Here is a 12,583-nt window from a genome sequence, read left to right as displayed (position 1 = left end):
TCCTGGCATCAATCCTCGGAACCATGGATCGTTAACCTGGATTCGTTGCCCTGGTGTCCGATGGGTGATAATTGACATTCAATGCTCTGACAATTATACTTAAAGTATTGCTATTAAAGGGGTTCAGTCGCTTGGAGTCAGCTTCGTATATAGATTGGAACAACCTGGACCTGACCTCTCCGGAGAAGGTCCACGAGTTTGCCCGTGCGGTCGAGGCGGGCGGACAGCGGGCCGTGGCGAGAGCGATCGCCGATCACAAGGCAATCGGAAACCCCATCTATTTCCGGGATCCGGCAAAATATGAGCTACTGGTCAAGGAAATGCCTGACGGCAGACGATTTCACGTTGAGATTTCGGAATCCGGCACCGAGACAGTGATTCGACAACTTTCGGTCGGATGAATGCGCCGCCGTGGTTTTGGTTGATCGCCGGGCCGAACGGTACCGGGAAATCGACGCTCGCATCGGATCAATACGGAAATCTGCTGAACATAAATCCCGATATAATTGCCCGGGAGTTGCAACCCGCCCAACCGGGCCTCGTAACAGTTCAGGCAGGGAAAAGAGCGCTTGAAGCCATCGATGCGGCGTTTGCCCGGAACGGCAACTTCTCGGTCGAAACGACCCTCTCCGGGAAACTGCATGTTAACCTGATGCGTAGAGCGCGGCATGCCGGGTGGTCCGTCGGCCTCGCCTATATCTGTGTGGAAAATGCAAACGACGCGATAATGCGCGTTCAGGAGCGCTACCGGCGTGGCGGTCACAACGTCCAGCCCGAGGATGTGCGTCGGCGGTACGACCGGAGCTTGCGAAACTTGCCTGTTGCCCTCCGGCTCGCCAATGTCGCCATTCTTTACGATAACAGCACCGCAAACGGATTTTTACGCGTTCTTGAGGCGCAAGACGGTACGGTTGTCTATATGGCGGATGAACCGCCGACTTGGCTGAAGCGGGCTTTGGGATAAGCGGCGCAGGAGAAACGCATGGTACATCCCGTTGGCGACCGCATGGCGGCTTTCATCGCGGCGGCGCGGGACCGCGAATACGACGCGGCGGTGATCGGCGAGGCGAAGCGCTGCCTCGTCGACTGGGTCGGGGTGGCGATGGGGGCGGTGGACGAACCCGTGTCCCGCGCCACGGTGGAAACCGCGCTGTCCTGGCGCGCCGAGGGGCGGGGCCGCATCTTTCGCGGGCCGCTGACGACCCCGGCGCTGGCGGCGCTGTGCAACGGCACGATGGGCCATGCCTTCGATTTCGACGATACGCGCGGCCATGCGCCCAGCCATCTGGGTTCGCCGACCTGGTCGGCTGTCCTGGCGCTGGCCGGGGAACTGGACTGCGACGGCGCCACGGCGCTGAACGCCTTCATCACCGGCTATGAAATTTCCGCCGTGCTGGGCGACGGCAATTTCGGCAACCGCATGCAGGCGGCCGGTTTCCACCCCACATCGGTTTTCGGCCGGCTGTCCGCCGCTGCTGCCGCCTCCGTGCTGCTGGGCCATGATGCCGAACAGGCGGGGCATGCGCTGGGCGTGGCGGCGACCACGGCGGGCGGGCTGACGACATCCTTCGGGACGATGGGCAAGCCGCTGCATTCGGGCCGGGCGGCGATGGACGGCATCCTCGCGGCGCAGCTTGCCTCGCGCGGTTTCGCGGCGGCGCGCCATGCCTTCGACACCGCCGGAGGCTTCGCCGATACGTTCGTGCAGACGGAACATTTCGAATTCAGCGGCCTGGCCTTCACCGCCGGGCAGAGCCTGTTCGACAATTCCTACAAGCCCTATGCCTGCGGCAAGCTGATCCACCCCCATATCGACGCCGCGCGAAAACTGCGCGATGCGGTGGCGGGACGGGCGGTCGCGCATATCCGCTGCCAGGTGGCCGAAATCAGCACCAGGCTGGTCGGCAAGCCGCTCCCGGTCACATCGCTGGAAGGGAAGTTCAGCGTCGCCTTCTGCATCGCGCTGGCGCTTGAAGGCCATCCGGTCATGCCGCGCGACTTCGCTCCGGACCGGGTCGGCGACCCGCGCCTGCGCGCGCTGATGGAACGGGTCGAACTCTCGGTCAACCCGGCGCTGGAGCGTTACGCCTCGATCCTGGACATCACGCTGGAAGACGGCGATATCCTGCACGCGGAGGTGCCCCGGTCCCTCGGCAACCCGGACAACCCGATGTCCCGGGAGGATATCGACGCGAAGTTCCATGCGCTGGTCGAACCGGTCCTCGGCGACCGGGCGGCGGCACTGCACGACGCGCTGGTCACGGTCGAGGAACCGGGGAAACTGTCCCGCGTGCTCGACCTCATCGCCTAACCCGTCACGTCGATCCGTCGTTTCGCCAGCGCGGTTTCATCGAAATCGATGCCCAGTCCCGGCCGGCTGTTCAGGTGGAACAGCCCGTCCACCGGCATGGGCGGATCGTCGAAGATGTCATGGGTGCGGGCCGAAGGGTCGTTCCACTCGCAGGGTTTGGTTGCATGCATCTGCGCGGCGCAGACATGCAGGTTGGCCAGGTGGCCGACCATCGGCTGGGTCTGGTGCGAGACCAGTTCCACCCCGTGCGCCTGCGCCAGCGCGGCGCAGCGCTGCAGCCCGGTGATGCCGCCCATCTTCACGATATCCGGCTGGATCATGCGCACGCCGGCCTCGATCACTTCCACCAGCCCGCCCATGGTATAGGTCTGTTCGCCCGCCGATACGGTGATGGACAATTTCCGCGCCACCTCGCCGGTGCCCTTGACGTGGTAGTGCTGCACCGGTTCCTCGAACCACCAGTAGTCCAGTTCCTCCAGCACCCGGCCGACGCGGATCGCGCCGCTGGCGGAATACCCGTTATTCGCGTCGAAGGCGAGGGGGAAGCCGTCGCCGACCAGCTTGCGCACGGCGCGGGCCTTCTCGATATGATCGGGAATTTCCGTGTCCAGGTCGGTCCGGCTGTTGTCGAAGCGGATCTTGATCGCCGCCGGCTTGTCTTCCATGCGCGCCGCAACGATGCGCAGCACCTCGTCCAGGCCGCGGCCGCGACCGTTGCCGCCGATGGAGGCGTAGAAGGGCAGGGCGGTCTTCCACGCGCCGCCCAGCAGTTTGTAGACCGGCTGGCCGAACGCCTTGCCCTTCAGGTCCCACAGCGCGATATCGACCCCCGCCAGCGCGCCGGTCAGCGCCCCCTCGGGGCCCAGCTTGACCAGCCTGTGGATCAGCCGGTCCTGAATGACCGCATGGTCCAGCGGATCGGCGCCGATCAGCGCCGGGGCGATGTTGTGGACGATCATGAGCAGCGAGGCGAGCCCGCCCTGCATGGGCGAGACCTCGCCGATGCCGTGCAGCCCGTCATCGGTCCGGATGCGGACAAAGGCGCTGCGCTGTCCCGGCGTGTCCTTTGGCGACCATTGCACCTGAAACGTTTCAACCCGTTCGATCTTCATCCTGTTCCTCCAGAACATTCCCGCGACAGGCCATCGCATCCCGATAGTGCCCGCGCGCGCGGTATATTAGAAGATACCAGCGCACAGGGGGAATGCGATGACCGAAATCAATTCATACGACCCGTCCGTCCTGCCGGCCGGTATCCGCTCGCGTTTCGTGGACGGGGTCAACGGGTTGCGCATGCATGTGCTGGAAGCGGGATACGACGTCGAAAACCGACCCTGCCTGTTGCTGCTGCACGGCTTTCCCGAACTGGCCTATAGCTGGCGCAGGGTGATGCCGGCGCTGGCGGCGGCGGGCTATCACGTGGTGGCGCCCGACCAGCGCGGGTATGGCCGCACCACGGGCTGGGACGGCGCGTATGACGGCGACCTGCGGTCCTTCCGGCAGATGAACCTGGTGACGGACATGCTGGCGCTGGCCGCCGCATTGGGCCGCCGCGCGGTCGATGCGGTGATCGGGCATGATTTCGGCGCGCATGTCGCGGCGCATGCCGCGCTGATCCGGCCGGACGTGTTCCGCGCCATGGTGCTGATGAGCGCGCCCTATGCCGGCCCGCCGCCGCTGACACCGAAACCGCAGCCCGATGTGCATGCCGCGCTGGCGGCGCTGGCCCGGCCCCGGAAGCATTACCAGTGGTATTATTCGACCCGTAACGCCAACGGGGACATGTGGCGATGTCCGCAGGGCGTGCATGATTTCCTGCGCGCCTATTACCACCACAAGAGCGCCGATTGGGCCGGTAACAGGCCCTTCCCGCTGCGCGGCTGGACGGCCGAAGAACTGGCGAAGATGCCGACCTATTACATCATGGACCGGGACCGGAACATGGCGGAAACGGTCGCGCCGGAAATGCCGTCACCGGCGCAGATCGCCGCCTGCGCATGGCTGCCGGAAGAAGAACTGCGCGTCTACAGCGGCGAATACGAACGAACCGGGTTCCAGGGCGGGCTGCAATGGTACCGCTGCGGCACCAGCCCGGCCATCGCCGCCGAACTGCGCCTGTTCGCCGGCCGCACCGTCGATGTGCCGTCGCTGTTTATCGGCGGCAAATCCGACTGGGGCGCCCAGCAGCGCCCCGGCGCCATCGAGGCCATGCAGGCCTTCGCCTGTACGGATATGCGCGGCTGCCATCTGATCGAGGGTGCGGGCCATTGGGTGCAGCAGGAACAGCCGGAAGCGGTGACCCGGCGCCTGCTGGAATTCCTCGCGCCGCTCTGACCTATAGCGCATCAACCTGTGAAGGTGCTATGTCTTCAATAAGATAGATCAGATTCACGTGTTGGTTGGATCGCCAGAGGCGATTCCAGACAAACACGATCTGACCTACCCCAGCCGGTACACCCGCGCCGCCGTGTCGTGGTACAGCTTCGCCTTTTCGGCGGCTGAATAATCCCTGGTCAGCAGCTTGAAGGAATTCCACAGCACGTTGTAGCTGCAACTGACCTTGTCGACGGGGAAGTTGCTTTCGAACAGGCAGCGGTCGGGGCCGAAGACCTCTATCGTGTGGTCGTAGTAATGCTTCGTCGCCTCCATCAGCTCCCTGCTGGTCGGCGGCTTCGGGCGTTCGTGCCAGCCGAATCCGTTCACCTCCATGGCGATGCCGCCCAGCTTGGCGACCACATTGGGGCATTTCGCCAGTTCGGTGATATTCGCCTTCCATTCGGCGAAGACTTCGTCGCCCTTGCCCTTGTAGGGGCCGACGCCGATGGGGCCGCCGAAATGGTCCAGCACCAGCGTCGTGTCCGGGAAGGCGCGGGCCAGGTCGGTGGCTTCGGGAATCTGGTGATGGTAGCACCAGACCTCGAAGCTCAGCTTGCGCGGGCCCAGATGTTTGAAGCCGGCGCGGAAATCCTCGCGCAGCATCATGCCTTCGGGCGGCTTCGTGCGGTGGTTCGGCACGTCCGGGCTGGGGTCGTTGGTCGCGCCCAGCCGGATGCCGCGAAAGCGCCCGCCCGCATGGGCGATCTGCGCGTCCAGCACATCCGCCGCCCGGTCGCCGATCTTCAGGTCCGTGGTGCCGACGATTCCGGCGGCGACGCGCGGTTTGCCGTAGTTGCCGGAATAACTCATCGCCGCGATGCCGTTGACGAATTCGGTCTCGCCGATGCAGCGCATCTCCGCCGGGCCGTCCGGCCTGAACATCGCGCCGCATTCGATGAACACGGTGGACACAATATTATGGCCGGCGTTGAGGTCCTCCAGGATGTCGTCCAGCAGGTAGCGCGGCCAGGCGTGCTGGGTATGCCCCTCCCACAGGTGATGGTGCGGATCGACGATCGGCAGATCCGGCTCCAGTGTTTCCTCCTGCGTCAGCGCGAGCCATTCCTTGCCCTTCCTGTCCGTGGCCATGATTTTGTTCCTCCCGGATCGATGTGTTCAGGCGGCGCTGCGGTTGTGCCCGCGCGCCAGGTCGATGACCCGCGCCACGTCCGACGCGTCGTTATACAGATGCAGCGAAAAGCGCAGGATGCCGCGCCGGATCGACAGGTTGACGCCGTTCGCCGTCAGATGATCGTGCAGCGCCGCCATGGCGGGATCGTCGACCGTGTCATGCTGGCCTTCGCCGATGGCGCCGACCGACACGATGCTGGCGGTCGCCGGTCCCGGTTCGCCGCCCACCACCGGCAGGCCGATATCCAGCAACCCGGTCGCGAGGTCGCGGGTCAGCCCGGTGACGTGTTCCTCGATTTCCCGCGTGCCGGTGTCCAGCATCATGCCGATGGAATCGTCTACCGCCGCCGCGGCGACGAAATTGTAATTGCCCAGGTCGAACCGCCGCGCCCCCGGCGCCAGCCGGTCATTGCCATCGCCCAGCGCCGCCTCATGCGCGTCGCCCATATCGACGCCGAAGCGGGCGAGGTAGACCGGCGTGATCCGTTCCGCCCATGCGCGGCGGCAATACAGGAAGCCCATGCCGTACAGGCCCAGCAACCCCTTCTGCGTCGACACCGCCATGGCGTCGATGCCGAGTTCGTTCACATCCGTGTGCAGGATGCCGACCGACTGCACCCCGTCGACCAGGAACAGGATATCCCGCTCCCGGCACAGTTTCGCGATGGCGGCGATATCGGTGCGGAAACCCGGCGCGAAGGTGACGCTGGAGGCGGTGACCATGCGGGTATTGCCGTCGATGGCGTCGGCGATGGCCTCCACCGAAATCCGCCCGTCGCGCGGGGCTACGGTCTTCACCTCCATGCCGGTCCGCTTCGACAGGTTGCGCCAGGGAAAGACGTTGTTGGGATGCTCCAGGTCCGGGCAGATCACCGCATTGTCGCCGCGTTGCCAGTCATGGCTGGCGATGATGGCGTTCAGCCCTTCCGACACGTTCTTGGTGATGGCGATCTCGTCGGGTTCCGCGTTGATCAGCGCCGCATAGCGGCGGCGGCTGCTTTCGATGATGTCGAACATGGCGGCCTTGTCGGCCTCGCCATACAGGCGTGCGTCCAGCATGCGGTCGATGGCGGCGCGGGACCCTGCGGTCATCAACCCGCGCGCCGCGACATTCATGTAGGTGCTTCGGGTAGCGCCCGGAAATCGCGTCCGGAGGCTGGCAAAATTGGCGCCCATGGTTCAACTCCCTTCAGGTCTGACCCGGTCTTCCCGGATGTCTTTCGCGATCAGCGCCGGATCGCGCAGCGCCGGGTCGCCCCAGCCGCCGCCGCCCGGCGTCGTTACCCGGATTATGGCGCCGCGCGGCAGCGGCTCGTTACCCACGGCGGCGGAAAGCTTGCGCTCGTTCGGCCCGCCCGGGTCGAGGATGAAGCTGCCCAGCGCGCCGTCGCCGCCGCCGGCGGCGCCGGGAGCCGCCGCATGCTGGCGTTCGCCGGAAACGCTGACGGTGATGTCGTCGCCCAGCGCCCGGAAATCGCGCACGATCCCGTCGCCGCCGCGATACTGGCCGGCGCCGCCCGCCCCGGTGCGCAGCGCATAGGTTTCCACCCGCAGCGGATAGGCGTGCTCCAGCGCCTCCACCGGCAGGTTGGCGCTGCCGGAGGTCAGGGTCCGCACCGCGTCCAGCCCGTCGCAGGTGGTCTGCGCGCCCAGCGCGCCGGCGACGGTTTCGTAATCGACGAAATAGTTTCCGGTGCGCGGGTCGGTGCCCGACAGGACCATCAGCGCATGCGGCCCGGACCCGGCGAAGCCGCGCCCCGGGATCGCCTGCGACAGCACCGTCAGCACCACATCGGACAGCACGCTGCACGAAATGGAGCGTGTGCCGACCGGGGCGGGCGGGACCGGCTGGACGATACTGCCCTTGGGCGCCGCGATGTTGATGATGCGGAACGCGCCGCCATTGGCCGGGGCGTCCGGGTCCAGGATCGCCTTGGCGACGCAATAGACCGTGGCGACCAGCGCCTGGTTGGGGATGTTGCGGGCAAAGCGAAGCTGCGGGTCGGTGCCGGTGAAGTCGAAGGTGAGCTCGCCGCCCCGGACCGTCAGGGTGCAGGCGAGGCGCGCCAGCGTGCCTTCCTCGTCCCCGCCCAGGAAATCCTCGGCGAAGTAATCGCCGTCCGGCAGGTCGGACACCGCCGCCCGGAAGCGCCGTTCGGTGAAGTCGAGATACGACGACAGCGCCTGTTCGAAGATATCCGCGCCGTACCGGGCGATCAGCGATTCGACGGCGCGGATGCCGACCCGGTTGGCGGCCAGCTGCGCGTTCAGGTCGCCCTTGCGCTCTTCCGGCGTGCGCGAATTCAGCAGGATCACCTCGAACATGTCCTGCGCGACCGCGCCCTGCCGCATCAGCCGGACCGGCGGCAGCCGCAGCCCTTCCTGGAAGATGCTCTCGCAGACGGCGGCCTCGCTGCCCGGCACCATGCCGCCGACATCCGCGTGATGGGCGATATTGGCGACATAGGCGACGATGCGGCCGGCATGGAAGACGGGGGCGATGACGTTGAGATCCGGCAGGTGCGAGCCGCCGCCGTTATAGGGGTCGTTGGCGACGAACATGTCGCCGGGGCGGATTTCCTGCTGCGGGAAGCGCGCCCGGATGCTGTCGATGGCGCCGATCATGGAGCCCAGATGGATCGGCACATGCTCCGCCTGCGCCACGACATTGCCCTTCGCGTCGAAGATCGCGGTCGAGCAGTCATGCCGTTCCTTGATATTGGGCGAAAAGGCGGTGCGCATCAGCACGACGCCCATTTCCTCCGCCGTGGCGATGACATGCCGGGCGATGATTTCGGTGGTGACGGGATCGAGTGCGTCGGTCATGGGGTACACCGTATCTGCAGGGAACCGGTCGCGTCGACATCGACGGCGGCGCCGGGCGGGACCACGGTTGTGGAATCGGTCTGTTCGACGATGGCGGGTCCGGTAAAGCCGTGGCCGGGATGCAGAAGCTCGCGGTCGTAGACCGGCGTCTCGACGAAGCCGGTTTCGCGGAACCAGACCTGCCGGCGCGTGGCGATGGCGTCCGCGACCGGCGCTTCGGCGGGTTTGCGGTCGTCGCGCGCGCCGGAATGCCGCGCCGCCACCACGGCCAGCCGCAGGGTGACGATTTCGACCGGATGGCCGGGCATGGCGTAGCCGTTCACGCCTTCGTGCTGGCGGTGGAATTCGCCGGTCAGCGTGTCCAGCGCCGCCGCGTCGATGACCCCGTCGGCAATCGGCAGGGTCAGTTCGAAGGCCTGCCCGCGATAGCGCAGGTCGGCGCCCCATTCATGGGCCAGCCCGGATTCGTCCAGCGCTTCCGATTCCCGCCAGACCAGCCCGTCCGCGTTCAGCAGCGCCTGGCCTTCGCGCAGCGCGTCCAGGCTGTCGGGCGATGCGGGCGCCAGGCGGGTCACGCTGAAATCGCCGCGCCGGTCGGCGTCGATCAGCCCGATGGCGGACATGATCCCCGGCCGGGGCGGCACGACCACGCGCGCGATGCCGATCTCCCGCGCGATTTCCACCGCGTGCAGCGGCCCGGCGCCGCCAAAGGCGACCAGCGCGCAGCTGCGCGGGTCCTCGCCGCGTTCGATGGACACCACCCGGACCGCGCCCATCATGTTGACGTTGACGATCTCGATAATCCCGGCGGCCACATCCACCATGTCCAGCCCGACCCTGTTGCCCAGCCGGGTGAGGGCCTCTTCGGATTTTTCCGGGTAGACGGTCATCGCGCCGCCGATCAGCGAGCCGCCGGACAGCCGCCCCAGCGCCACATTGGCGTCGGTCACGGTGGCTTCCGTGCCGCCGCGCCCGTACAGCGCCGGGCCGGGGTCCGCGCCGGCGCTCTGCGGGCCGACCTTCAGCAACCCGCCGGGATCGACCCAGGCGATGCTGCCGCCGCCGGCGCCGATGGTATGGATATCCAGCGTCGGAATGCGGACGGGAAAGCCGCCCATTTCCCGCAAGCCCCGCTTGGTCAGTTTCCCGTCGCGGATCAGGCAGACATCGGTGGAGGTGCCGCCCATGTCGAAGGAGATCATGTCCGGCTGGCCGGTCCGCTGGCCCAGCTCCGCGCTGGCGATCACGCCGCCGGCCGGGCCGGAAAAGAAGGTGTTGATCGGCGCGGCGCGCACGGTCGCGACCGATACCGCCCCGCCATTGGACTGCATGACCAGCGGGGCCGTGCGCAGCCCGGCCTGGCGCAGCCCGGCGACCAGGTCTTCCAGGTAGCGGTCGATCACCGGCAGCAGGCTGGCGTTCACGCTGGCGCTGGCAAAGCGTTCGAATTCGCGGAATTCGCGCAGCACTTCGGCGGAGGTGCAGATATACGCTTCCGGCCAGCATTCGCGCAGGATATCGCGCGCCCGTTCCTCCGGTTCCGCATTGGCGTAGGCATGCATGAAACAGATCGCGACGGCGACGACATCCTTCCGCTTCAGCGTTTCGGCGGCGCGGCGCACCGCATCCTCGTCCAGCGGCGTCACCACATTGCCGCGCTCGTCCAGCCGCCCGCCGATTTCGACGATACAGTCGCGCGCGACCGGCGGCGCCGGTTTCGGGACCGACAGGTTGTAGAAGCTGGGCCGCCGCTGCCGGCCGATTTCCAGCACGTCGCGGAACCCCGGCGTGGCCAGCATGCCGGTCCGCGCGCAGCGATGCTGCAGCACCGCGTTGGTCGCCAGCGTCGTGCCATGCACGAACAGGTCGACCGCGTCCGGCGCCACCGCCGCCCTGTCCAGCAGCGCGCGCACCCCGTCCAGGATCCCGCGCGCCGGATCGTCCGGCGTTGTCGGCAGCTTGTGGATGCTCTGTCGGTTCGATTCCCGGTCCAGCAGGACGAGGTCGGTAAACGTGCCGCCGGTATCGACACCTATGGAAATACGCACGAAAACGCCCTGCCTTTCTGCATCTGTCCGGCCCGCATATCAGCATGCGCCCTCCGGCGCTGTCCAGCGGTCGGGGCGGGGGGTTTCCCAAAGGGCGCGTCCCTGCGCTAGGCTCAGGCTCTAACCCAAGGGAGATTCCGAACATGCCGAGAAGTGAAGCCTACGAAAAAGGCAGTGAAATGCGCCGCCAGCTGATGGGCGACAAGCTCGCCGACGCGATGGCGAAGACCGTCTATGACGACCCGATCATGCAGAAATTCGGCGACTACGCGCGCGAGGCCGTGTTCGGCCTGCTGTGGACCCGGCCGGGGCTGGACACGAAGACCCGGGCGCTGATCTGCGTGATCACCGATACCGCGACGGGCCGCTGGCCGGAACTGGAACTGCACCTGAAAATGGCCCGCCGCCAGGGCTGGACCGAGGACGAACTGGCCGAGGCCCTGCTGCATACGGGCGGCTATATCGGCGTGCCCTCGGTGCGCGAGGCGATGATCATCGCCACGAAGGTGTTCAGGGAGATGCGCGAGGAAGAACAAGTCTAATTTAGCGTGCCTGCGCCGCCAGCCAGTCCGCCGCGCCCGCGCCGGCGGCCCGGCCGGTGGCGAAACAGGCGCTGAACAGGTAGCCGCCGGTCGGCGCTTCCCAGTCGAGCATCTCGCCGGCGCAGAACAGCCCGGGCCGCGCCCGCAGCATGAACTTCGCGTCCAGCGCGGCGAAGGGGATGCCGCCGGCGCTGCTGATCGCTTCCTCCAGCGGCCGCGCGGCGAGGAGGCGCAGCGGCAGCGCCTTGATCCCGGCGGCCAGCCGCGCCGGGTCGGCGAAGGCGCTGGCGGCCAGCCCCTCGCGCAGCAGCCCGGCCTTGACCCCCGCCAGCCCGGCCCTGCGTTTCAGATGCGTGGCGACGGTGCGCGACCCGCGCGGCGCGGCGAGGTCGGCGGCCAGCCGCGCCCTGCTGCGGTCGGGGCTGAGGTCGATGGTCAGGATCGCGCCGCCTTCCGCCGCGATACAGTCGCGCAGCGCCGCCGACAGGGCGTAGACCGCGCCGCCCTCGATCCCGTTTCCGGTGACGACGCATTCGCCCATGACGCCGCGCCCGCCATGGGACAGGCGCACGGATTTGACCGGTTCGCCGGCAAAACGCTCCCGGAAGACCGGGGTCCAGGCGATGTCGAAGCCGCAATTGGCGGGTTGCAGCGGCGCGACCGATACCCCGGCTTCGGCCAGGACGGGAATCCAGGCGGCGTCCGAACCCAGCCGCGGCCAGCTGCCGCCGCCCAGCGCCAGCACGGTCGCATCCGCCGTCCGCGTCGCCGCGCCGTCCGGCGTGTCGAAGGCCAGCGCGCCATCCGCCGCCCAGCCCCGCCATTTATGGCGCACATGGATGCGGGCCCCGGCGCCGCGCAGCCGGTGCAGCCAGCGCCGCAGCAGGGGCGCGGCCTTGAAATCCACCGGGAACAGCCGCCCGGAACTGCCGGTGAAGGTGGCGATCCCCAGCCCTTCCGCCCAGGCGCGGATCGCGGCGGCGTCGAACTCGCGCAGCGCCGGCGCCAGCCGGTCCCGCGCCGCGCCGTAACGCGCCATGAAGGGTTCGGCCGCTTCGGTATGGGTGAGGTTGAGTCCGCTCTTGCCCGCCATCAGGAATTTCCGGCCGGGCGAGGGCATGGCGTCGTAGATATCCACGGCGCAGCCGCGCGCCAGCAGCGCCTCGGCCGCCATCAGCCCCGCCGGCCCGCCGCCGACAACCGCCGCCCGCCCGCTCATTGCCCGTTTTCCATGATGCGCGGAGATATAGCCTATCGGCCCGATCCGGGGCACCGAATTCTTTGCCCGGCGGCGTCAGCGTGTCTGGAACGGGCCAGGCCGGCCGGACACAAAAGAAAAGGGCCGGCAC

Annotated in this window: 11 protein-coding genes; 5 read left to right on the top strand and 6 right to left on the bottom strand. The window is 67.3% G+C overall.

Annotated features, from left to right (window positions below; genetic code table 11):
• Positions 1-131: 131 nt before the first annotated feature.
• Genes WD767_10435 through WD767_10425 form a run of 3 tightly spaced genes read left to right on the top strand, consistent with a single transcriptional unit; the run spans position 132 to position 2,311 of the window.
• Complete coding sequence (locus WD767_10435; GenBank protein MEX2616503.1) at positions 132-401, top strand: hypothetical protein; 270 nt, start codon at positions 132-134, stop codon at positions 399-401.
• Entirely contained in the window at positions 398-964 is a 567-nt protein-coding gene (locus WD767_10430; protein ID MEX2616502.1) for a zeta toxin family protein, read from the top strand. Before WD767_10435 ends, WD767_10430 begins: the two co-directional genes overlap by 4 nt.
• Positions 965-982: 18 nt before the next feature.
• Complete coding sequence (locus WD767_10425; protein MEX2616501.1) at positions 983-2,311, top strand: MmgE/PrpD family protein; 1,329 nt, start codon at positions 983-985, stop codon at positions 2,309-2,311.
• On the opposite strand, the gene WD767_10420 is transcribed toward WD767_10425, so the two are convergent.
• Positions 2,308-3,423, bottom strand: coding sequence for a mandelate racemase/muconate lactonizing enzyme family protein (locus tag WD767_10420; protein MEX2616500.1), 1,116 nt, complete (start codon positions 3,421-3,423; stop codon positions 2,308-2,310). The genes WD767_10425 and WD767_10420 overlap by 4 nt on opposite strands.
• Before the next feature lie 97 nt (positions 3,424-3,520).
• Here WD767_10420 and WD767_10415 point away from each other — a divergent pair, with 97 nt between their 5' ends.
• Positions 3,521-4,645 (top strand): alpha/beta hydrolase, encoded by a 1,125-nt coding sequence (locus WD767_10415; protein ID MEX2616499.1) that lies wholly within the window; start codon positions 3,521-3,523, stop codon positions 4,643-4,645.
• A 105-nt stretch (positions 4,646-4,750) separates the two neighbouring features.
• On the opposite strand, the gene WD767_10410 is transcribed toward WD767_10415, so the two are convergent.
• From WD767_10410 to WD767_10395, 4 genes are read right to left on the bottom strand one after another with little or no spacing between them, the layout of a single operon-like run.
• On the bottom strand, positions 4,751-5,776 hold the full coding sequence (locus WD767_10410; GenBank protein MEX2616498.1) for an amidohydrolase family protein: 1,026 nt from the start codon (positions 5,774-5,776) through the stop codon (positions 4,751-4,753).
• A 27-nt stretch (positions 5,777-5,803) separates the two neighbouring features.
• The gene (locus tag WD767_10405; protein MEX2616497.1) at positions 5,804-6,994 is read right to left on the bottom strand and encodes an aminotransferase class V-fold PLP-dependent enzyme; all 1,191 of its coding nucleotides are present in this window, start codon (positions 6,992-6,994) and stop codon (positions 5,804-5,806) included.
• Between the two features lie 3 nt (positions 6,995-6,997).
• Positions 6,998-8,644: a hydantoinase B/oxoprolinase family protein gene (locus WD767_10400; protein MEX2616496.1), complete on the bottom strand. Its 1,647-nt coding sequence runs from the start codon at positions 8,642-8,644 to the stop codon at positions 6,998-7,000.
• On the bottom strand, positions 8,641-10,692 hold the full coding sequence (locus tag WD767_10395) for a hydantoinase/oxoprolinase family protein (GenBank protein MEX2616495.1): 2,052 nt from the start codon (positions 10,690-10,692) through the stop codon (positions 8,641-8,643). The genes WD767_10400 and WD767_10395 overlap by 4 nt, the downstream gene beginning before the upstream one ends.
• Before the next feature lie 143 nt (positions 10,693-10,835).
• On the opposite strand from WD767_10395, the gene WD767_10390 reads away from it, so the two are divergent.
• Complete coding sequence (locus tag WD767_10390) at positions 10,836-11,234, top strand: carboxymuconolactone decarboxylase family protein (GenBank protein MEX2616494.1); 399 nt, start codon at positions 10,836-10,838, stop codon at positions 11,232-11,234.
• 1 nt (position 11,235) lies between these two features.
• Here WD767_10390 and WD767_10385 read toward each other — a convergent pair whose 3' ends face one another.
• Entirely contained in the window at positions 11,236-12,453 is a 1,218-nt protein-coding gene (locus WD767_10385; protein ID MEX2616493.1) for a TIGR03862 family flavoprotein, read from the bottom strand.
• Positions 12,454-12,583: the final 130 nt, after the last annotated feature.

The sequence above is a fragment of the Alphaproteobacteria bacterium genome, assembly GCA_040905865.1.
Lineage (GTDB): Bacteria > Pseudomonadota > Alphaproteobacteria > UBA8366.
Note: the sequence above shows the minus strand (reverse complement) of the source record. Positions and strands in the feature narration are given on the sequence as shown.